This is a genomic window from Streptomyces sp. NPDC039423 (assembly GCF_055598725.1).
The window spans coordinates 655,201-677,246 of the sequence record NZ_JBVKAH010000003.1 but is presented as its reverse complement, the minus strand read 5'-3'; the positions used below and the strand labels follow the sequence as shown (position 1 = coordinate 677,246).

General features: G+C 75.7%; 15 protein-coding genes. 9 read left to right on the top strand and 6 right to left on the bottom strand.

The genetic code is table 11. The features are described from left to right. Positions 1-48: 48 nt before the first annotated feature. The 6 genes from ACZ7LK_RS13670 to ACZ7LK_RS13645 form a co-directional block, all read right to left on the bottom strand. Positions 49-576 carry a hypothetical protein gene (locus ACZ7LK_RS13670; protein ID WP_469461881.1) on the bottom strand — a complete coding sequence of 176 codons (528 nt, stop codon included), beginning with the start codon at positions 574-576 and terminating at the stop codon, positions 49-51. Between the two features lie 46 nt (positions 577-622). Then, positions 623-1,057: a nuclear transport factor 2 family protein gene (locus ACZ7LK_RS13665; RefSeq protein WP_392277422.1), complete on the bottom strand. Its 435-nt coding sequence runs from the start codon at positions 1,055-1,057 to the stop codon at positions 623-625. After that, positions 1,044-1,637: a TetR/AcrR family transcriptional regulator gene (locus ACZ7LK_RS13660; protein WP_469461883.1), complete on the bottom strand. Its 594-nt coding sequence runs from the start codon at positions 1,635-1,637 to the stop codon at positions 1,044-1,046. The genes ACZ7LK_RS13665 and ACZ7LK_RS13660 overlap by 14 nt, the downstream gene beginning before the upstream one ends. 74 nt (positions 1,638-1,711) lie before the next feature. Further along, positions 1,712-3,334, bottom strand: a complete 1,623-nt coding sequence (locus tag ACZ7LK_RS13655) for a DHA2 family efflux MFS transporter permease subunit (RefSeq protein ID WP_471140463.1) — start codon at positions 3,332-3,334, stop codon at positions 1,712-1,714. A gap of 148 nt (positions 3,335-3,482) precedes the next feature. Then, a complete protein-coding gene (locus ACZ7LK_RS13650; protein WP_392272701.1) occupies positions 3,483-4,826 on the bottom strand; it encodes a salicylate synthase in 1,344 nt (447 codons plus the stop codon). Positions 4,827-4,893: 67 nt separating this feature from the next. After that, complete coding sequence (locus tag ACZ7LK_RS13645) at positions 4,894-6,525, bottom strand: (2,3-dihydroxybenzoyl)adenylate synthase (protein WP_471140460.1); 1,632 nt, start codon at positions 6,523-6,525, stop codon at positions 4,894-4,896. 379 nt (positions 6,526-6,904) lie between these two features. On the opposite strand from ACZ7LK_RS13645, the gene ACZ7LK_RS13640 reads away from it, so the two are divergent. Genes ACZ7LK_RS13640 through ACZ7LK_RS13600 form a run of 9 tightly spaced genes read left to right on the top strand, consistent with a single transcriptional unit; the run spans position 6,905 to position 21,985 of the window. Then, positions 6,905-7,696 (top strand): thioesterase II family protein, encoded by a 792-nt coding sequence (locus tag ACZ7LK_RS13640; RefSeq protein ID WP_469461889.1) that lies wholly within the window; start codon positions 6,905-6,907, stop codon positions 7,694-7,696. Positions 7,697-7,726: 30 nt separating this feature from the next. After that, a complete protein-coding gene (locus tag ACZ7LK_RS13635; protein ID WP_471140457.1) occupies positions 7,727-8,608 on the top strand; it encodes a hypothetical protein in 882 nt (293 codons plus the stop codon). Further along, a complete protein-coding gene (locus tag ACZ7LK_RS13630; RefSeq protein ID WP_392272705.1) occupies positions 8,605-9,114 on the top strand; it encodes a hypothetical protein in 510 nt (169 codons plus the stop codon). Before ACZ7LK_RS13635 ends, ACZ7LK_RS13630 begins: the two co-directional genes overlap by 4 nt. Next, positions 9,111-10,664 carry an amidophosphoribosyltransferase gene (gene purF, locus ACZ7LK_RS13625; RefSeq protein ID WP_471140454.1) on the top strand — a complete coding sequence of 518 codons (1,554 nt, stop codon included), beginning with the start codon at positions 9,111-9,113 and terminating at the stop codon, positions 10,662-10,664. The genes ACZ7LK_RS13630 and purF overlap by 4 nt, the downstream gene beginning before the upstream one ends. Next, positions 10,661-11,347, top strand: a complete 687-nt coding sequence (locus tag ACZ7LK_RS13620; RefSeq protein WP_392272707.1) for a class I SAM-dependent methyltransferase — start codon at positions 10,661-10,663, stop codon at positions 11,345-11,347. Before purF ends, ACZ7LK_RS13620 begins: the two co-directional genes overlap by 4 nt. After that, the gene (locus ACZ7LK_RS13615) at positions 11,344-13,101 is read left to right on the top strand and encodes a fatty acyl-AMP ligase (protein ID WP_471140451.1); all 1,758 of its coding nucleotides are present in this window, start codon (positions 11,344-11,346) and stop codon (positions 13,099-13,101) included. Before ACZ7LK_RS13620 ends, ACZ7LK_RS13615 begins: the two co-directional genes overlap by 4 nt. Next, the gene (locus tag ACZ7LK_RS13610; protein ID WP_471140449.1) at positions 13,098-14,810 is read left to right on the top strand and encodes a type I polyketide synthase; all 1,713 of its coding nucleotides are present in this window, start codon (positions 13,098-13,100) and stop codon (positions 14,808-14,810) included. The genes ACZ7LK_RS13615 and ACZ7LK_RS13610 overlap by 4 nt, the downstream gene beginning before the upstream one ends. A 30-nt stretch (positions 14,811-14,840) precedes the next feature. Further along, a complete protein-coding gene (locus ACZ7LK_RS13605; RefSeq protein ID WP_471140446.1) occupies positions 14,841-18,929 on the top strand; it encodes an SDR family NAD(P)-dependent oxidoreductase in 4,089 nt (1,362 codons plus the stop codon). Continuing rightward, the gene (locus ACZ7LK_RS13600) at positions 18,926-21,985 is read left to right on the top strand and encodes a type I polyketide synthase (protein WP_471140443.1); all 3,060 of its coding nucleotides are present in this window, start codon (positions 18,926-18,928) and stop codon (positions 21,983-21,985) included. Before ACZ7LK_RS13605 ends, ACZ7LK_RS13600 begins: the two co-directional genes overlap by 4 nt. Positions 21,986-22,046 lie beyond the last annotated feature (61 nt).

The window sequence follows — 22,046 nt, the reverse complement described above, 5'->3', positions numbered from 1 at the left end:
CCGGGGCGCCGGCAGACCCGTGCCTCGCGCTCAACCGCCTTGACCTCCCTACAGCTGTTCCCCCCTGCTGGGTGGTTCCGGAGGATGCCTCCCGCCCCCGTCCTTGGCGTCCTCTTCACAGGTGCGTCGGTCGTAGGACTGGTCATTGGGGATCAACAACACTCCGGCAACCTGCGCAGGGTGCTCGACGGTGAGCCAGTCGTCGCCCGTGAGGGGATCGTCGGCCGGCCCGAACGCCTGGGACGAGCGGACCGTCTGACACCCCAACGTCACCCGCTCCTTGTCGACCGCGCAGGCGTCCACCGCGGGGTCGGAGTATTCGTCGGCGCCGTCGAAGCGGAAGTGGAAGTGGACCCGGTCTCCTTCGGAGGACACCTGCGGGTGGGGTTCAAGGCGCCAGTCAACGACCGCGGCGGTGACGCCCAGAGGCTGCCCGTCCGTGTCCACGACCCGCACCCTGACACCGGCCTTACCGCGCTCCGCCGTCGTGTCGGTGCAGCCCCAGGAGGAGCAGCCGGACAGGACGAGAATCGCCAGAGCCAGCGGGGCAACGGCGAATACCCGTGCAGGTAACACTGGGATGACCTCCGGTCGGGGTGGGGCGGGGCAGTCTATCCCGGGACTACGGTGCGGGAAGGACGCCGAACTGGCCCAGGACGCCGGCGAGGTCCCAGTACAGCGACTCGCGCCGGATGCGGCCGTCGGGGGAGAACGTGTAGACCGTCGCGCCCCGCATGGAGAACGTCTTGCCGTGGGCGAGGGCGGCGATCTCCGGGGGGAGGCCGTCGATGCTGCCGCGGAGGGTGCCGGTCATCGTCCACTCGCACGCGCCGACGTGGTCGCCGGCGTGCACGGACCGGATCTCCATCCGTGTGTCGGGGATGGCCTCCAGCCAGGAGCGGACGCCCTCGTCCAGGCCGGCCGTGCCCTTCCAGACGGACTGGAGGGGGACGTCCTCCGACTCGGCGTCCGGGGTGTAGCAGGACAGCCAGGTGTCCGCGTCGCCCGAGCTGATGGCGGTGAGACAGGTGCGTACGAGTGCTTCATGGGGATGCATCGGGGCTCCGCAGGATCGAGGTGAGTGTGCGGTCGAGGACGTCGGGGACGTCCCCGGCCTTCAGACGACGCGTGTCGGCTTCCGCCGCGGCGGCGTGGAGGAGGCTGTAGAAGGTGGTGACGAGCCAGGTCATGGGGAGGTCGGTGCGGAAGGTTCCTTCGTGCTGGCCTCGGGTGAGGATGCGTTCGACGCGGCCGAGGACTTTTCGGTGGTGGGTGCGGCGGCGGGCGGGGGCGATGACGCCTTCGGATGCGGCGAGGAGGAAGGCGTGGCGTTCGAGGATGCGCCAGCTTGAGTGGATGAGGCGGGAGAAGGCCTGGTCGGCGGGGAGGTCGTCGAGGTTCTGTTGGTGCAGGAGGGTGTCGGCCTGTTCGACGGAGTGGGCGAGGACGGCGTCGAGGAGGGCTTCGCGGGAGGGGAAGTGGGCGTAGAGGGTGACGCGGCTGACGCCCGCGGCGGTGGCGACCTTGGTCATGCTGACGTGGGGGTCGCGGACGAAGCAGTCCAGGGCGGCGGCCACGATGGTCGCGATGCTGCGCTCCGCGTCCGCACGGCGGACCTTCCGGGGTGGCGTGGGCATGGGGAAGCGTAGGTCACCTCCTTCACGCGGTGCCACGACGGCGAGAGCCGGGTGGCACCGCGCATTCCGTCAGGTCAGCGGGGGGTTCGGGCGCCGGAGGGCTGGGTCGGGATGCCGTCGAGCCGCGCGTCGGCGGCGGGCCCGTCGCTCCCCTTGCCCTTGGGGAAGAGGAACAGCGCGACGAGGATGCCGGCGGCGGCGACACCGGCGCCCGTCAGCATCGAGGGCGCCATGCCCGCGACGTACGCGGAGCGCGCCGCCTCGGCGAGGGCCTGGCCGGCCTGCGCGGGAAGGTGCTCGGCGACCGCCAGCGCGGCTCCGACCGAGTCGCCGGCGGTGTCCATCGCCCCGTCCGGCAGCGCGGCGCCGGGCGCGCTCGCCGCGAGGTCGTCCCGGTACGTGCCCGACAGCAGGCTGCCGAGGACCGCGACGCCGAGCGCCGAACCGAGCTGCACGGCCGCGCTGTTGGTGGCGGAGCCGACACCCAGGTCGTCCTCAGGGAGCGAGCCCACGATGGCGTCGCTGGTCGGGCCGATGATGAAGCCGGCGCCGAAGCCCAGGAAGAGCATCGCCGCCAGGACCCGCCCGTAGCCGTCACCGCTGTCGGTGGTGGCGAGGAGCAGCAGGGACACCACGGCGAAGGCGAGGCCGGCGGCGGCCAGCCACCGGGTGCCGACGTGCTGTCCCAGGAACGAGGCCAGCGGGGCGGCGATCAGGATGATGAGCGCGGTGGGCGCGATGCGCATACCGGTCTCGCCGGCGTCGTACCCCAGCACGAACTGGAGGTACTGCACGAGGACGAACAGCGCCCCCAGGAGCGACAGCAGGCCGAGGAAGACCAGGATGTTGCCGACGGCCAGGCGCCGGTGCGCGAAGATGCCGAGCGGCAGCATCGGCTCGCGGGCGGTGCGCTCCCGCACCAGGAAGCCGGCGAGCAGGACCGCCGCGACGGCGAAGCCGGCGAGGACGGGGGCGCTGCTCCAGCCCTCGACCGGGCCCTCGATGATCGCCCACAGCAGGGTGCCGGTGCCCAGCACGGAGAGCGCGGCCCCCGCGAGGTCGAGACGCCGGGCCACGGCGGCACGGGAGTTGGGCACGATCTTCAGCGCCACCAGCAGGGCCAGGATCCCGATGGGGACGTTGATGAGGAAGACGGAGCCCCACCAGAAGCGGCCGAGGAGCCAGCCGCCGACCAGCGGCCCCATGGCGAGACCGACACCGATCATGGCGGACCACAGGCCGATGGCCTTCATGCGCTCGGCCGGGTCGGTGAAGACGGTGCCGATGATCGACAGGGTGGCGGGCATGATCAGTGCCTCGCCGACGCCCATGACACCGCGGGCCGTCATCAGCGAGGCGGTGCTGTCGGAGAAGGCGGCGACGGCGGAGGCGCCGGTGAACAGCACCAGCCCGGCGAGGAAGACGGGCTTGCGGCCGAACCGGTCGGCGAGGCTGCCGGCGAAGAGCATCAGGCCGGCGGCCATCAGGCTGTAGATGTCCACCAGCCACTGCAACTCGCTGGTGGAGGCGCCCAGTTCGGCGACGAGCGTGGGCAGGGCCACGTTCAGGACGGTGACGTCGAGCCCCACGATCAGCAGGCTCAGGCACAGGACCGCCAGGATCGGCCAGCGCAGCGGGTGGCCTTGCGCGCCGGCTCTGGCGGCGGCGGTGGGGGAGGGGGGCGGGACGGAGGGCACGGACGTACTCCTTAAGTTGAACACTGCTGTTCGGGTTCAGGGTAGTGCCGGGCCCCGTGCAAGTCGAACAGTGCTGTAAAGAAAACGGCGTCCGCCGGCCGGTGGGAGCGCCGGACCGCGGCCCGGTCGCCGGCCCGGCCGGCTCCCGTCAGCCCTTCGCCACCGGGACCAGCGTGCGGGAGATGCTGCGCAGCTTCTCGCAGGTCTCCTCCAGCTCCCGCTCCGGGCTGGACTGTCCGACGATCCCGGCACCCGCCCGCAGCCAGGTCCGCCCGCCCTGCCGGAAGACCGTGCGCAGCACCAGCGCGGCGTCCAGGAATCCGTCGCTGCCGACGGTCAGCACGGCGCCGCTGTAGAGCCCGCGCGGTTCGGCCTCCAGGTCCCGGATGGTCCGGTAGGCGGCGTCCTTGGGCACCCCGGAGGCGGTGACCGCCGGGAACACGGCGGCGAGCGCCGGCCACGGCCCGCGTCCGGTGACGCGCAGCTCCCCGGTCACGCGGGAGGCGATGTGCTGGACGCTGCCGCGCTCCTTGACCGTCATGAACTCCTCGGCCCGCACCGAACCCGCCCGGCAGACCGTCGTCATCTCGTCCCACGCGACCTGCACGGATATCGCGTGCTCGTAGATCTCCTTGGCGTCCCTGAGCAACTCCGCCCGGCGGGAGGCGTCCTCCTCCCGGTCCCCGCTGAGCGCCCGGGTGCCCGCCAGCGGCTGGGTGGACACCCGGCCGCCGGGGGAGACCTCCACGACGGTCTCCGGGCTGAAGCCCACCGCCTCGACGCCGCCGAGGTCCAGCAGGAAGGAACGGGCCGGGGAGTTCGCCGACCGGCCGGCGAGGTAGGTCGCCGGGAGGTCCAGCTCCGTCTCCACCGGCACGGTGCGCGAGAGGATCACCTTCTGGAGGTCCCCGCGCCCGATGGCCGCCACCGCGCGGGCCACCGACTCGCCGTACGCCCCCTCGGTCCGCTCGCGCAGATCGACCCGCAGCACCTCCGGCCGGTCCCCTCCGGAGTGCGCGGGCGCGGCCGCCAGCAGGGCCGTGACCGCGTCCTCGTCCCGCTGCCGCCCGCACCGGACCTGAGCGCCGTCCGCCGTCAGACGCACCTCCGTCTCCGGGACGACCAGGTGGACCAGCGGCTCCTCGCCCAGGTCCGCCGCGTCCCCGGCGAGCGCGTACGACAGCTCGAACGTGGCCCAGCCGTAGGCCCGCCAGTCCGCGAACGGCAGGGAGGCCAGCGCCTGGTGGACCGTCTCCAGCGGCTCGCCGTGCCACGCGGTGCGGGTACGGGTGCCCCCGTGCTCCAGGGTCACGTGGGACCGGTCGACGACCACGGTGGCCCGGGCGCCGCCGGCGTACCACCAGGAGCCGTCCCGTTCGTACACCACGTACTGCTCGTGCGGTCCGTCGCCGGCCAGGCGCGCCGCGGCCTCGGCCGGGCTGCCGGTGAACGGGACGAGGCTGGTCCCGGGCGACACGGTGGTGGTGGACATTCTGCGGTCTCCTTGACGTACGGATGCGGTGTGCGGCGGGGTGGGGCGGGTCGGCGGTCGTGGCCGGTCAGCGGCCGTTGCCGGCGGGCTCGGCCGCGAGCCGCGCGAGGGCGCGCTTGTCGGCCTTCCCGACCCCGGTGACGGGCAGCGCGTCGATGAAGCGGACGAGGTCCGGCTTCTTGTACGGGGCGAGGCCCCGCTCGTCGAGGAAGGCGTCCAGGCCGGGCTCGCCGAGGTCCGTGTGCCCCTCGCGCAGCACCACCCAGGCGCAGGTGCGCTCGCCGAGGTACTCGTCGGGCACGGGCACCACGGCCGCGTCCAGGACCGCCGGGTGCGCCCGCAGATGGCCCTCCAGCTCGTCGGACGAGACCTTGTCGCCGCCCCGGTTGACCAGGTCCTTCTTCCGGCCCTCGATGACGATGTCGCCATCGGGCAGGACCCGGACGAGGTCGCCGGTGCGGTAGAAGCCGTCCTCGGTGAAGGCGGTCCGGTTGTACTCCTCGGCCCGGTAGTAGCCGCGCAGCGTGTACGGCCCCCTGGTGAGCAGTTCGCCGACGGTGCCGGGCGGCACGTCCGCGCCGTCGGCGTCCACCACCCGGACCTCGTCGTCCGGGCTCAGCGGCCGGCCCTGGGTGGTGGCCGTGCGCTCCGGGTCGTCACCGGGCCTCGTCATGCTGAGCAGCCCCTCCGCCATCCCGAAGACCTGCTGGAGCTCGCAGTCGAGGGCGGAGCGCACCTGGCGGGCGGCCTCCGGGCCGAGCCGGGCGCCGCCGACCTGGAGCAGGGCCAGGCTGCCGAGGTCCTCGGGGGCCCATTCGGCGGCCTGCGACCACAGGGCGGCCAGCGGCGGCACCACGGCGGTGAGGGTCACCCGGTGACGCTCGATCAGGGGGAAGGCGGTGTCCGGGTCGGGGGAGGGGCTCAGCACCACCGTGCCCCCGGCGTGCAGGGTGCCGAGCACCCCCGGGCAGGCGAGCGCGAAGTTGTGGGCGACGGGCAGCGCGGCCAGGTAGACGGTGTCACGGTCCAGGCCGCACAGCTCCGCGCTGGCGCGGATGTTGTAGGCGTAGTCGTCGTGGGTGCGCGGGATCAGCTTCGGCAGCCCCGTCGTACCGCCGGAGACCAGCAGCACCGCCGGGTCCTGGGGGTCCGGCGCGGGGAACGCCACGGGTCCCGGCCGGTCGCGTCCGGCCTCCTCCACACCGGCGAGCGAGGTGTACGGCCCGGCGTCGCCGGCCACCAGGACGTGACGCAGCCCCGGCGACCGCTCCGCCACCTCCCGGGCGAGCTCCCGGTAGTCGAAGCCGGACGACGGGTCGGTGTCCGGCACCACGTAGGCCACCGCCCCGCTATGGCCGCAGAGGTGCACCGCCTCGCTGCGGCGGTACGCGGGCAGGCCCAGCACCGGGACCGCGCCGGCGCGGAGGGCGCCGAAGAGCAGGACGAAGAAGTCCACGGTGTTGGGGAGCTGGACGACGATCCGGTCGCCGGGCGCCACCCCGAGGTCCACGAGTCCCGCCGCGAGGTGCCCGGCGCGCCGGTCCAGCTCGGCGTACGTGACACGCCGGTCGCCCGACACGAGGGCGGTGGCCGTGCCGGACGCCCCGGCGTGCCCGGTGAGGAAGTCCCCCAGCGGGCGGCCCCGCCAGTACCCCGCCCTCCGGTACCGCTCCACGGCCTCGGCCGGCCATCGAACCATGTCCACGTGAATCCCCGCTCCCGTCCCGAATGAACTCGTGGGAAGTATTTGTGACACACCCACAGCCTTAACGCCGCCGTAAAGACTTCCTTGTTCGAAATGGCGAAGGCAATCCGGATTAGATCACCGTTTCGCAAAATCGGGAGCCCGGATGGCGCAAATCCACGGGAGGATAACGGGACATGTGCGCCTACATCACCCATGACCCGGGCGGGTATTGCCCCTTCGGGTACCCACCTTCCGGGCGCCGCGTTTTTCCCGTACGTTCGAATGCGTCGCCGCTGGATAACCGAACTCGGCACAGCGGCCCACGTGCTGGACCAGCACACGGAATTTCTCATTCGCTCGACTCCGGGCACACTGTGGAAGGGCGACCCCCTTGGTCAGGTACGGGCTGACGTCGCGGGACCGGACGACCGATCCGGCACGGTCCTGGTTGCGCGTCCCGCTGCCGCGCCACCGTCCCGCCCTGCGGCTGGTGTGCTTCCCGCCCGCCGGCACCACGGCGGACTTCTACCGGGCCTGGCCTGACGGCCTGGCCGACCACGTCGAACTGGCCGCCGTGCAGTACCCCGCACGGGGCGACCGCCGCGGCGAGGCGATGCCCGACCACCTCGAAGGGCTGGCCCGCCCGGTCGCCGAGGCCCTCGCCGCCGCCGCGGACGCCCCACCGGTGCTCTTCGGCCACGGCATGGGCGCCGCCGTCGCCTTCGAGACCGCCCGCCTGCTGGCCCGCGACCCGGGCTCGGCGCCACGTGCCCTCTTCGTGTCGGCCCACCCCGCGCCGATGGAGGACCGGCCCCGTGAACCGGCGCCCCACACCGACGAACCCGTCGTCGCGCCCCGTCACATGAACGGCACCCGTCCGGAGGACCTGCCCCCGGCCACCGTCCACGCCGACCTCCGGCTCGCGGACCGCTACCGCTACCGCCCCGGGCCGCCCCTGGACTGCCCCCTCACCGCGATCGTCGGCACCCGCGACACCCGCGTCACCGCCCGGCACGCCGCCGGCTGGCGCCACTGCACCACCGGCCCGTTCACCCTGCGGGCCATGCCGGGCGACCACTTCTACCTCGTACCGCGCCGCACCGCGCTCGTGGCCTTCCTGCTCACGAGCCTGGGCGCCCGGGGAGGACCGGCGGCCCGCCCGGCCGGGCGCACCGCCCACTGACCGTACCGACCCCTGCTAGGAGACTCCTCCATGGCGGCTCCCGCCCCCACCCGCCCGGACACCCGGGTGCTCCAGGACGTCCACACCCAGGTCCTCACCCAGGTCCCGTACAACAGCGCCGCCCAGTACCACCTGCACTACGGGACGGGGAGCTCACCCGAGCGGTTCGGCACGGCCTGCGCGTGGCAGACCTTCACCGCCGGCGAGCGGGTCGCCCGGCGCACCGGGGCCGTGGCCGAGTACCGGGTCGGCGGCCGCCACGTCTGCGCGCTGTACGGCGACGGCGACACGCTCACCGTCCTCGACCCCTACCTGATGCACCGGGCACCCCTCCGCCTCTCCCGCGCGGACGCGGTCGACGGCACCGTCCGCGCCGAGGCGGAGGCCTACCCGCTGCGCCGCCGCCCGGACGGCTCGCCCGCGCCGTCCTCCCTGCGCGCCGCGTGGAACCCCGGCGACGGCGTGCTGCGGCTGCGCTACCTCCGCTACAGCCCCCGCCTCGACGACACCGTCACCCACCGCGCCTACACCATGCGCCCCGGGGACACCGTCCGTGAACTGCCCGTCCCCGCACCGCTCGTACGGGAACTGCTGCTGCACCCCGAACAGAACAACCTGTCGCTGCGGGCCGTCCACCCCGGCGACGACGGACTGACGGAGATCGCCCTGCCCTTCTCCGGCCGCCCCCGCGGCGCCCTCGCCGACCCCCGCGCCCTCATCGGCCGCGACAACCAGGGCGCCGTGAGCACCTGGGGGACCGCCGCCTTCGCCCGCGAACTGGAGCGCGTCGCCGAGGCCGTGCGCGCCGGCACCGACGAGGTGGTCGACCACCTCCTCGAAGCCGCCGCCCTGTACGACAAGGCCGCCCCCGCCGCCCTCACCGTCCCCGCCTACTCCCTGGAGGACGCGTGACCACCCCCCGCCCCCGCAGCTACTTCCTGGCCGGCCTCATGCAGGGCGCCCGCCCCGGAGCCCACCTCGCCGACCAGGGCTACCGTGACCGGCTCCGCCGCAGCATCCTCGAACGCCACCCCGACGCCGTGGTGCACGACCCGCACGCGCTGATGCGCGACTGGATCGGTGACCGGGAGGAGGCCGTCAGACGGGGCCACGCCGCCCTGGCCGACGCACCCGAGGTGCGCCGTAGCGCCCACGACCCCGCCGTCACGGCGCTCATCGACACCTTCCACCGGCTGACCCGCGTCGCGGCCGCGAGCGACGTATGCGTCGCCTGGCTGCCGGACCACGAACCCAGCATGGGCACCGCCGCCGAGATGCTCAGCGCCCACCGCGCCGGCACCACCGTCGTCGCCATCACGGAGATGCGGCAGAACCTGGCCGTGCTGGCCTGCTCCGACGTCATCCTGCCCGACGTCCCGGCGTTCGAGCGCTGGCTGAAGGAGGAGGACGGCGCTTGAGCGGGACCAGCGACGAGGCGGCCAAGCCCCGCGAGGCGTGCGGCGTCGCCGGGGTCTGGGGCACGTCCGGGGACGCCGCGCCGCTGGTGCGCGCCATGCTGACCGCGCTCCAGCACCGGGGACGGCAGAGCGCCGGCATCGTCGCGTGCCGGGACGGCCGGATGACCCGCCGGGCCGGCGCCGGCCGGGTCGCGGACGTGTTCCCCACGCCCGCCGGCCTGCCCCCGGGACCCGGCGCCGTGGGCCACGTCCGCTACGCCACCTCGGGCGGCGAACGGGGCACAGCCGGCCGGCCCGCGTCGCCCGACGCCCTCGCCCAGCCCGTCACGGCCGGGCCGCCCGGACGTCCCGCCCTGGCCGTGGCGCACAACGGCACCCTCGTCGACATCGCCTCCCTGGCCGCCGCCCACGGCGTGGAGCCGGACCCGGCGGACTCCGACACCGCCGTCCTCACCCGGCTGCTGCACACCGTGCGGGAGCGGCACGGCGCCGACGTGCCCACCGCGCTGCACGACCTGCTGCCGGCGGTCACCGGCGCGTACGCCCTCGTCCTCACCGACGGCGAGCGCATGTACGGCGTCCGCGACCCGCACGCCTTCCGCCCCCTGTGCCTGGGGCGGCTCGGCGACGCCTGGCTCCTCGCCTCCGAGACGGCGGCACTCGACGCCGTCGGCGCCCGGCTGGTGCGGGAGCTGGAACCCGGCGAGGTCCTGGAGGCCGGCCCCGCCGGGATCCGCAGCAGCCGGCTGACGGCACCCGGGGCGCGCCGCGCGAGCTGCCTGTTCGAGTACGTGTACTTCGCCCGGCCCGACTCGCTCGTGGGCGCCCGGAGCGTCTACCGCACCCGGTACGCGGCCGGAACGGCCCTCGCCGACCACGCCCCGCCGCCGCCCGGCACGGTGGACCCCGTCGTCGTCGCCGTCCCGGAGACCGCCCGCGTCGCGGCCGACGGCTACGCCTGGCGCGCCGGACTGCCCACCGTCCAGGGGCTGCTGCGCCACGACGGGGCGGGCCGGTCCTTCATCGCCGGCACACCGGGCGAACGCGCGGCCGCCGTGCGCGCCAAACTCACCGCCGTACCCGAGGCGGTGGCGGGCCGGTCGGTCCTGCTGGTGGACGACTCGCTGGTGCGCGGCACCACGATGGCGGCGGTCACCGCCCTGCTGCGGGACGCCGGCGCACGCGACGTCCACCTCCGCGTCGCCTCCCCGCCCCACCGCTGGCCCTGCTTCTACGGCATCGACACCGCCCACGGCGGCCCGCTGTACGCCGCCGGCCGGACCGACGAGCCGCTCGCCCGGGGACTGGGCTGCGACACGGCGGGGTTCCTCCCGCTGGACGCGCTCCTCGGCGCCGTCGGCAAGGACGCCGGCGACCTCTGCACCGCCTGCCTCGACGGCCGCTATCCCACCGCCGTACCCCTCGGCACCCCCACCGCACGGAAGCCCGCACCGGCCCCGGCACCGGGCAACGCACCGGACAACGCACCGGATCGCGCGCCCGGCCGCGGACCGGACCACGCACCGAACCACAGGAGAAGCCTGCCTTGACGACGACCGTGGACAACAACCCGCAACTGGAGAGCCGCAGCGGCAGGTTCTTCGCCCGCTACTACGACCGCATGACCCAGCGGGCGGAGGAGAAGTGGGGACGCCCCCTGCGCACCCTCATGTTCGGCGAACTCACCGGCCGCGTCGTGGAGATCGGCGCCGGCTCCGGCGCCAACCTGCCCTACTACGCCAAGGCCGACTCGCTGGTCGCCGTCGAGCCGGCGAGCGAGATGCGCAAGAAGCTCGCCCGGCGCGCCGGGGAGGCGCCGTGCGAGGTCGAGGTGGTGGACGCCTGGGCGGAGCGGCTCCCGTTGCCCGACGACACCTTCGACACGGCCGTGTGCACCCTCGTCCTGTGCACCGTCGTCGACCTGCCGGCCGCCCTCGACGAGATCCGGCGCGTGCTCAAGCCGAACGGACAACTGGTGTTCTTCGAACACGTCAGGTCGCCCGGCGTCGTCGGTCTGCTCCAGGACGTCCTGGCGCCGCTGTGGCGGCGGGCGGCCGGCGGGTGCAACGCCAACCGGCGCCTGCTCACCGCCCTCCGGGACGCCGGCTACCAGGTGCGGGTCCACGAGGTCGTACGCCCCTGGCCCCGCTACCCCACCAACACCCCGTACGTGCGCGCCACCGCCGTGCCCCTGCCCCGGCCGACCACCCGCGACCGATCGGAAGCACCGTGACCGTCACCCCCCTGCCCGGCACCCCCGGGCTCGCCGCCGCGGTCCGGGACGCCGCACGCCGGCACCCGGGCCGTACGGCCATGACCTTCGTCGACTACACGGCCGACCGCGCCGGAACCCCGCGCGACCTCACCTACGGCCATCTGCACGGCAAGGCCCAGGCCGTGGCCGCCGAGCTCAGCCGCGTCACGGTCCCCGGCGACCGGGTGGCGATCCTCTGCCCGCACACCGCCGACTACGTGGCCGCGCTGGTCGGCTGCCTCTACACCGGCGTCCTCGCCGTGCCGCTGTACGCCCCGGAGGCGTTCCGCACCGACGAACGGCTCCGCCTGGCCATGGCCGACTGCTCGCCGGGCGTCATCCTCACCACCACCCCCTTCGAACGTCCGGTACGCCAACTCCTCGCCGACGCACCGGAACTGGGCGAACCCGCCGTCGTATGCGTCGACGCGGTCGACCCGTCGCTGGGCCGCCGGGTCGTGCTGCCCGTCGCGGAACGCCCCGACGACATCGCCTACCTCCAGTACACCTCCGGCTCCACCAGATCCCCGGCGGGCGTCGAAGTCACCCACCGCAACCTCGCGGTGGGCGCGGACCAACTGCGCGAGGCGCTCGACGTGGGCCCGGACGCGCGCATCGCCGGATGGCTGCCCTTCTTCCACGACATGGGCCTGCTGATGATGATCGCCCTGCCCCTCGTCACCGGCACGCCCGCCGTCCTGATGGCACCCTTCTCCTTCATCCAGCAGCCGGTGCGCTGGCTCCGGACGATCGGCGAACACCGCGTCACCCATTCCGTGTCGCCCAACTTCGGTCTCGACCTGTGCGCCGACCGCGTCCCCGAGCGCGCCCGCGACGGCCTCGACCTGTCGTCGCTGCGCGTGCTCGTCAACGGCTCGGAACCGGTCCGCGCCGCCACCCTCGACCGCTTCACCGCCGAGTTCGCCCCCTACGGCTTCCGCCACCGGGCGCACCGCCCCGGCTACGGCCTGGCCGAGGCGACGCTCGCCGTCACCCTCACCGGGCCCGGGGCCCCGCGCGTCCTCACCCTGGACCGCGCGGAGCTCGCCGGCGACCGGGTACGGCCGCTGCCCGACGGGTCCGCGGACGGCTACCGGGTGGTGAGCTGCGGCACCCCGGCCGGACAGGAGGTCCGCGTCGTCGACCCGCACACCGCCCGCGACGTGTCCGCGGACCGCACCGGCGAGGTGTGGGTGCGCGGCGCGAACGTGTGCGCCGGCTACTGGAACCGCCCCGAGCGCACCGCCGAGGTCTTCGGCGCCCGCCCGGCCGGCCCGGCGGAGGACGGGACCTGGCTGCGCACCGGCGACCTGGGCTTCCTCCGGGACGGCGAGCTGTACCTCACCGGCCGGCTCAAGGACCTCATCGTCGTCGACGGCCGCAACCACTACGCCGCCGACCTCGAACTGACCGTGCAGGAGGCCGACCCCGCCGTCCGGCACGGCCATGTCGCGGCCTTCCCCGTGGGACTGCTCGACGGGGCGGGCGAACGCGCCGTCGTCGTCGCCGAACTCGACCGCCGCTACGAGGCGCCGCGACTGGAGGCCGTCCGCACCGCGATCCGCACCTCGGTCCTCACCCGGCACTCGCTCGACGTGCACGACGTCGTCCTCATCCGGCGCGGAGCCATGCCCAAGACCACCAGCGGCAAGATCCGGCGTGCCGCCTGTCGCGACCTCCACCTCGCCGGGGAACTCGCCGTCGTCCGCACCGATCCGGTGGGGGCGGTGTGACCGGGGAACTGCACGCCCTGCTCGTCCGCCGCGCCGCCGCCCGCGCCGGGATCCCCGAGGACCGGGTGGACCCGGACCTGCCCTTCCAGGCGTACGGCTTCACCTCCCGGGACGCCGTCGCGCTCTCGGGCGAACTGGAGGAGCTCCTCGACCGGCCGCTCGCCCCCACCACCCTGTGGGAGCACCCCACCATCCGGCAGCTCACCGCCCACCTCACCGCCGGATCGCCGGAGCCGACGGGGGCGTCGGAGCCGACACGGCCGCCGGAGCCGGCCGGGCCGTCGGGCCCGCCCGGGCCGGTGCGGCCCGTGGGGCCGGCGGACGCGGCGGCCGGCGGTACGGCCCCGGCGGGCGGCGGCGCCGTACCGGTGACCGGAGGGGCGGTCCCGGTGGCCGCCGGCGCCACCGCGCCCGACGACATCGCCGTCGTGGGCATCGGCTGCCGGCTGCCCGGCGGAACGCATTCGCCGGACGCGTTCTGGGACCTGTTGCTCTCCGGCGGCGACGCCGTGGGCACCGTCCCCGACGACCGCTGGGACGCCCACCGGCACACCTCCCCGGCCCACGCCGCCGCCGTCGACCGGGCCTGCCGGCACGGCGGCTTCCTCGACGACATCGACGGGTTCGACGCCGACTTCTTCGGCATCTCCCCGGCCGAGGCCGCCGAGATGGACCCCCAGCAGCGGATCCTGCTGGAGGTCGCCTGGGAGGCGCTGGAGCACGCCGGGCTGCCGGCCGACCGCCTCGCCACCACGCGGACGGGCGTGTACGTGGGTGCCTGCGCCGACGACCACGGCCGCGCCGCCCTGGAGGACCTGCCGTCGATCGGTCCGCGCACCGGCACCGGCGCGGCCATGAGCATCCTCGCCAACCGCCTGTCGTACGCCCTCGACCTGCGCGGTCCCAGCATGACCGTGGACACCGCCTGTTCCTCCTCCCTGGTCGCGCTGCACCTGGCCCGCCGGGGGCTCGTGGCGGGGGAGTGCGACACCGCGCTGGTCGGCGGGGTGAACCTGCTGCTCTCGCCCGGCGTGACCCTCAACTTCGGCGAGAGCGGGGTGCTGTCCCCCGACGGCCGGTGCAAACCCTTCGCGGCCGCCGCCAACGGCTACGTCCGCAGCGAGGGCTGTCTGGTCGTGGTCCTGCGCCGGCTCGCCGACGCGCGGCGCGACGGCGACCGGATCCTCGCCCTGGTACGCGCCACCGGCACCAACCAGGACGGCCGCTCCAACGGCCTGATGGCACCCAACCCGGCGGCCCAGGAAGCCCTGGTCCGCGAGGTCTGGGACGCCTCGGGACTCGACCCCGCCGAAGCGGGCTACCTGGAGGCCCACGGCACCGGCACCCCCCTGGGCGACCCCATCGAGGCCTCCGCCCTCGGCGCCGCCCTGGGCCGCCGGCGCCGCCCCGGTTCCCCGCTGCGCATCGGGTCGGTCAAGTCCAACCTGGGCCACCTGGAGGGCGCGGCCGGCCTGGCCGGCCTGGTCAAGTGCGCCCTGGCCCTGCACCACGGCCGCATCCCGGCGACCCTCCACCACACCGGCCCCAACCCTCGCATCCCCTTCGCGGAGCTGGGGCTCGCCGTGGCCGACCGGCCCCTCGCCTGGCCGCGCGGGCACCGGCCCCGCACCGCCGGGGTCAGCTCCATCGGGTTCGGCGGCACCAACGCCCACGCCGTGCTCGTCGAAGCCCCGCCCACGCACCCGTGACCCACACCGACCGAGAGTGGACGACCGCACATGAAGCACGGAGAAATGCCCTTCGCGCTCTCCGCCCGCACACCCGCGGCCCTGCGTGAGAACGCCGGCCGGCTGGCCCGCTGGCTCACCGAGGAAGGCGCCGGCACCCCGCCGGCCGACGTGGCGCACACCCTCGCCCGCCGCCGCGCCCACCTCACCGAGCGCCTCGTGGTGCGCGCCGCCGACCGCGACACGCTGACCCGGCTGCTCGCCACCGTCGCCGAGGGCGGTGAGCCGGGCCCGCTCGCCGTGCGCGGCAGCGTGCCGGACACCAGGGGCACCCGGCCGGTCTTCGTCTTCTCCGGGCACGGATCGCAGTGGGACGGCATGGGGACCCGGCTGCTCGCCGAGGAACCGGCGTTCGCGGCGGTCATCGACACGCTGGAGCCCGTCGTCCGGCAGGAGACCGGCCTGTCCCTGCGCGCGCTCATCACCGAGGACGGCCTGGCCGCCTCCGGGATGGACCGTGTGCAGCCCGCCGTCCACGCCGTCCAGGTCGGACTGGCCGCCGTGTGGCGCGCCCGCGGGATCCACGCCGGCGCCGTCATCGGCCACTCCCTGGGCGAAGTGGCCGCCGCCGTGGTCGCGGGCGCCCTCTCGCCCGAGGACGGGGCGCGCGTCGTGTGCCGCCGCTCGCGGCTGATGGAGGAACGGCTCGCCGGCAGCGGCGCCACCGCGCTGGTCGGACTGAACGCCACCGAGGTGCGCGGGCGCCTGGCCGGCCGGCCGGGGGTGTCCGTCGCCGTCCACTCCTCGCCCCGCGCGTGCGTCGTGGCGGGCGTGCCCGAGGCCGTGGCGGAGTTCGTCGCCGAGTGCCGCGAACAGGAGCTGCTGGCCCGGCTGGTGCCCGGGGTGCGCATCGGCGCGCACAGCCCGCTGGTCGACCCGCTGCTCGACGAGGTCCGTGCCGCGCTCGCCGGCATCACCCCCGGCCGGCCGGACGTCCCGTACTACGGCTGCACCCTGGACGACCCGCGCGAACGCCCGGCACTCGACGCCGCGTACTGGGCGGCCAGCCTGCGCCGCCCCGTCCGGCTCACCGAGGCGGTGGAGGCCGCCGTCCGGGACGGACGCCACGTGTTCCTGGAGGTCTCGCCGCACCCCGTCGTCGCCCAGTCGGTCCTGGAGACCCTCCTGGAGGCGGACGGCACACGGCGCGGCCGCGGCACGGTGCTCGGCACCCTCGCCCGGGGCGCGGACTGCGGCGACGCGCTGGCGGACACCCTGGCGGCCCTGCACTGCGCCGGGGTCACCCTGCCGCGCGAGGCGGTGCCCGAGGGCCGGCCGGTCGCGCTGCCCACGTACGCCTGGCAGCACCAGAGCTTCCCCCGGCCCCGGCGCACCCCCGTCGAGGCCCCCGGCCACCCGCTGCTCGGCCACCGGGTCACGCTGCCCGGCACACCCGTGCGGCACGTCTGGCAGAACCGGGTGGACACCGCCCGGCTGCCGTGGCTCACGGACCACCGCGTCCACGGCACCGCGGTCCTGCCCGGGACGGCGTACGCGGAACTCGTCCTGGCCGCGGCCTGCGAGGCGTTCGGCGCGGCACCCGGCGCGGTGGCGGTCTCCGGGCTGGTCCTCGCCCGGCTGCTGCCGCTGACGGCGGGCGTGACCCTCACCACGACGCTGGAGGAGGGCGCGGACGGCACCGGCGGCACGGTCACCGTCGTCACGGGCGCGGCCGGCACCAGTACGACCCTCGCCACGGCCCGGGTGACCGCCAGCCCCGCCCCCGCCGGCCACCCGGCCGACCACGAAGGTGCGGCCGGTCACGGCCTCCTGGCCGCCGCCGGCGTCCCGGCCGACGACGGCCTCCCGCCCACCGGCCGGGAAGGCACCGCGTACGAACCGGCCGACGTCTACGCCGCGCTGCGCGCGCTCGGGCAGGAACACGGGCCGGCGTTCGCGTCCCTCACCGAGGTGCGGGTGGCGGACGGCATCGCGACCAGCCGGGTGACCCGCCCCGCCGCGCTGCCGCCGGACGGCCGCTTCCACCTCGAACCCGCCCTCCTGGACGCCTGCCTGCACGGGCTGGGCGCCCTGGTTCCCGCCGGTACGGAGGGGACGTACCTGCCGACCGGTGTGGCGGAACTGCGCTTCTCGGGGCACCGGCCGGCGACGGCTTTGCTCTGCCGGGCCCGGCTGCGCCCCGGCGCACCCGGCGTCCTCGGCGCCGCTCCCGGTGGTCCCGGCGCGGAACTGTGGGCGGACGTACGGATCACCGACGAGTCCGGGGCCCCGGTCGCCGAACTGACCGGCGTACGACTCGGCCGCGTCGGTGAGGAGGCGCTGCCCGTGGACGTCGCGCCCCTGCTGCACGGGCTGCGCTGGGACGCCGTCGAGCCGCCCCCGCCCCGGCGGGCCGACGGGCAGCGGCTGCTGGTGGCGGGCGGCCGCCCCGGCGACCCCGCGCGTGCCGCGCTGCTGGACGCCCTCACCGCCGCGGGCGCCTCCTGCCGCACCGTCGACCGGGACGACGCCTGGGACGGCGCCTGGGACGTCCACCCGCTGCCCGCGGGCGTGGTCCTGACGGCCTGGGAGGGGCCGGTCGAGCCCGTGGACGTGGCGGAGTGCGCCGAGCGGAGGGTACGCGCGGTCCTCCGGGCCGTCTCCGGGATACTCCGCGCCTGCGACGAGGCGGGGACACCGCCTCCGCCGCTGACCGTCCTGACCGACCGGGGACAGCGCACCCGGGACGCCGAGGCACCCGATCCCGCGCAGACCGCGCTGCGCGGGGTGGTCCGGACTCTGCGCCTGGAGCGCCCCGGACTGCGCGCCCGCATCATCGACCTCGACGGGTCCGGCGCTCTGCCGGCCGACGAGATCCTGGCCACCGACGGCCCCGACGAGGTGGCCTGGCGGGACGGGGTCCGCCTCGCGGCCACGCTCGTCGCCGAGGCGCCCCCCGCCCCCGCGCCCGGCCGCGAACGCGTGGTCGTACGCCCGGGCGGCGGCTACCTCGTCACCGGCGGCACCCGCGGCCTGGGCCTCGCCACCGCGCGCTGGCTCGCCGAGAACGGCGCGGGAGCCGTCGTGCTGGGCGGACGCGGCGCACCCGCCCCGGACGCCGCCGAGGAACTGGCGCGCATCCGGGCGATGGGCACCCGCGTCGAGCTGGTGCCCGGCGACATCGCCGAACCCGGCACCGCCGAACGGATGCTCGGCGTGCTGGCCGCCACCGGGGCGGCGCCGCGCGGGGTGGTGCACACGGCCGCGGTCATCGAGGACGCGGTGGTGACCGACCCCGACCCGGGACGGCTCCACCGGATCTGGGCACCGAAGGCGGCGGGCGCCTGGCGGCTGCACGAGGCCACCAAGGACGCCGCGCTCGACTGGTGGGTCGGCTTCTCCTCGCTGGCCTCGCTGACGGGCTCCCCGGGCCAGAGCGCGTACGCGGCCGCCAACGCGTTCCTCGACGGGGTGGTGGCGCTGCGGCGCTCGGCGGGACTCCCCGCTCTCACCGTCAACTGGGGCCCCTGGGGCGAGGTGGGGGCCGTGCGCGACCGCACCGTCCCCGGACTCGGCATGCTCACCGTACGGGAGGGGTTCGCGGCCCTGGAGACGCTGCTGGCGCGCGGGACCGGGCAGGCCGGGGTCGCCCGCCTGGTGCCCGGCGACTTCCTCGCCGCCCACCCGGCGGCCCGGCACTCGTCCTTCTTCTCCGCGCTCACCGGCGCCGAGGGGCCGGACGACACCTTCGACCGGGCGGCGCTCGCCGCCATGACGAGCCAGGCGCGGAGCGAAGCCGTGCGCTCCCGCACCCTGCTCAGCGTCGGCCGGGTCCTCGGCTTCACCGACCCGGCGGGCGTCGCCGACCGTCCGCTGGTGCACCTGGGCCTCGACTCCCTGGCCGCCGTACGGATCAAGAGCGCCCTGTACGACGACTTCGCGGTCGACGTCCCGGTGGCCAGGCTGCTCCAGGGCGCCAGCGCCACCGACCTGGCGGACCAGGTGACGCGGGCGCTGGCCGACGGCGAGGGGCCGGACCGGGGAGCGGCGGACGCCGTACGCGACGCGGCACGCCGGGCCGGGGCCCGCACCCGCACCGCACGACCGCGCCGCCGCGGCGCCCAGGGGAGGAACGCATGACCGACGCACCGCACCCGGACGGCGCTGCGGAGGCGGTGGCGGTCGTGGGACTCGCCGGCCGGTTCCCCAAGGCCCGTGACGTCACCGAGTTCTGGGCCAACCTCAGCGCCGGCCGCGACTGCCTCGACGACCTCGACGACGACGAACTCCTGGCCGCGGGCGTCCCCGCGCCGGTGCTGGAGCACCCCGGCTACGTCCGCCGGGCCGCCGTCCTCGACGGGCACCAGGAGTTCGACGCCGACTTCTTCTCCCTGCCGCCGGCGACCGCGGCGGCCATGGACCCGCAGCAGCGGCTGTTCCTCCAGAGCTGCTGGCACGCCCTGGAGGACGCCGGGCACGTCCCCTCCCGCCACGACGCCGCGGTCGGCGTGTTCGGCGCGCCGTCGTTCAGCGGGTACTTCGGGTACAACCTGCTGTCCCACCGGGACCCCGCCGAGTTCCTCGGTGCCGGTACGTCGACCGCGCTGATCCACGCCCTCACCCTGACCGACCCCAACTTCTTCGCCACCCGCGTCGCCCACGCCCTGGACCTGCGCGGACCGGCCCTGACCGTGCAGACGGCCTGCTCCGGCTCCCTGGTGGCGGTGCACCTCGCCTGCCAGAGCCTGCTGTGCGGCGAGAGCGACCTGGCCCTCGCCGGGGGCATGACCGTCAAGGTGCCGCACCGCGTCGGCTACCTCCACGAGCCCCAGTCGATGATGTCCGCCGACGGGTTCTGCCGGCCGTTCGACGCGGGCGCCAACGGCACCGTCTTCGGCAGCGGCGGGGGAGTGGTCGCGCTCAAGCGCCTGTCCGACGCGCTCGCCGACGGCGACCGGATCCGCGCCGTGCTGCGCGGCACCGCCGTCAACAACGACGGCTCCCTGAAGATGGGCTTCACCGCCCCCAGCGTCGCGATGCAGGCCGCCGTCGTCGCCGAGGCCCTGGCCGTGGCGGGCCTCCACCCCCACGACATCGGCTACGTCGAGGCGCACGGCACCGGCACCGCCCTGGGCGACCCGGTGGAGACGGCCGCCCTCAGGCAGGCCCTGGACCCCGAGGGGGACCGTACGGCGCCCTGCCTCATCGGCTCGGCCAAGGGGAACGTCGGGCACCTGGAAGCCGCGTCCGGGGTGGTGGGCCTGATCAAGACGGTGCTCGCGCTGGAGCACCGGACCCTGCCCGGGACCGCCCACTACAAGGAGCCCAACCGCGAACTGCGCCTCGACGGCACCCCCTTCGAGGTGGTCGGGGGCACCCGGGCGTGGCCCGGCGGCGGACCGCTGGCCGCCGGGGTCAGCTCGCTGGGAGTCGGCGGCACCAACGCCCATGTCGTGGTTACCGAGGCACCGCCGGCGGCCCCCCGCGAGGGCACCCCCGGTCCCGGAGCCGCGGCGCCGGTCCTGCTCGTCAGCGCCCGCACGGCCGACGCCCTGCGGGAGGCGCGCCGGCGGCTGGCGGACGCCCTGGAACCCGGCACCGACCTCGGGGACGTGGCCCACTCGCTGGAGCGGGGGCGCGCGTCCTTCCCGTATCGCACGGCGGTCACCGCCCGGGACCCGCGGCGGGCGGCCGAACTGCTGCGGTCGGACCGCGCGCCCGCCGAGGCCCCCGCGACCGCTCCCGGGATCGCGCTGCTCATGCCGGGCCAGGGCGCGCAGTACCCCGGCATGGGGAAGGGCCTGTACGCCGCCGGGGGCACCTTCCGCCGCGAACTCGACCGGTGCGCCGCTCTGTTCGCGGCCGAGACGGGCACCGACGTCCGCGAGGCGCTGTTCGGGGCGGGCGGGGACGACGGGGCCGCGCTGCTGCGCACCGACGTCGCCCAGGCCGCCCTCTTCGCCGTGGAGTACGCCCTGGCGGGCACGCTCGCGGAGTTCGGGGTGCGCCCTTCGGCGCTCGGCGGGCACAGCGTCGGGGAGTTCGCCGCGGCCTGCCTGGCCGGGGTGATGGAACTCGGCGACGCCGTCCGGCTGGTGGCGGCCCGGGGCCGGCTGATGGGCCGCGCGCCCGCCGGGACGATGCTCCAGGTGCGGCTGACGGAGGACCGGGTGCGCGAGGACCTCCCCGGCAGCGGCCTGGAAGTGGCCGCGGTGAACGAGCCGGAGGCGTGCGTGGTGGCCGGGCCGCCCGCCGCGGCCGCGGAGTTCGCCGGGCGGATGGAGGCACGGGGCGTGGAGGTGACCGTGCTGCGCACCGCGCACGCCTTCCACACCACGGCCATGGACGAGGCGGCGGCACGGTTCGCCGACGTGGTGGCCACCGTCCCGCTGTCCGCGCCGGCCGTGCCGCTGGTGTCCAACGTGACCGGCGGGTGGATGACGGCCGCCGAGGCCACCGACCCGGCGCGCTGGGCGGCGCAGATGCGCGGCACCGTGCGGTGGGCGGAGTGCGTACGGACCCTGCTGCGCGGCTCCGCGCGGGTGCTGGTGGAGGCGGGACCGGGCCGGTCCCTCGGCTCGGCCGCCCGCCGGGGCGACGCGTGGGGGCCGGGGCACCGGGCGGTGAGCGCCATGCGGCACGCCCGGGAGGCGCTGGACGACGGCGAGGCGCTGTCCCGGGCGCTGGGGGCGCTCTGGGAGGCGGGCGCCGACCTCGACTGGTCGGCGGCGCGGCACGGGGGCGAGCGGCCGGTGACGCTGCCGGGCTACCCCTTCCGGCGGGCGCGGCACTGGACGGATCCGGCGTACCCGCCGCGGGTGCCGGGCTCGGCGGGGCCGGCCGGGCCACTGTCGTCGGAGTCGGAGTCGGAGTCGGAGTCGGAGTCGGAGTCGGAGTCGGGGTCGGGGTCGGGGTCGGGGTCGGAATCGCCGTCGCCGGTGGTGCCGCCGTCGCCGGCCGGCGAGGCGGACGTGGTGGCGGTGCTGGCGGAGGTCTGGTCCGAGGTGCTGGGCGTGGTGCCGGTGCGGCCCGACGACGACTTCTTCGACCTGGGCGGGGACTCGATGCTGGCGTCGCGGGTGGCGGCACGGGGCCGGGAGCGGGGCCTGGAGTTCGAACCGAAGGACGTCTTCGAGCTCCCGACGGTGGCGCGACTGGCGGCCAGGGTCCGGCCCCGCTCCTGTCCAACAACATGAACAACGCTGTTCAAATTACGGGCCGGGTGCCCTATGGTGAACCTTGACAGTGTTGTTCAAG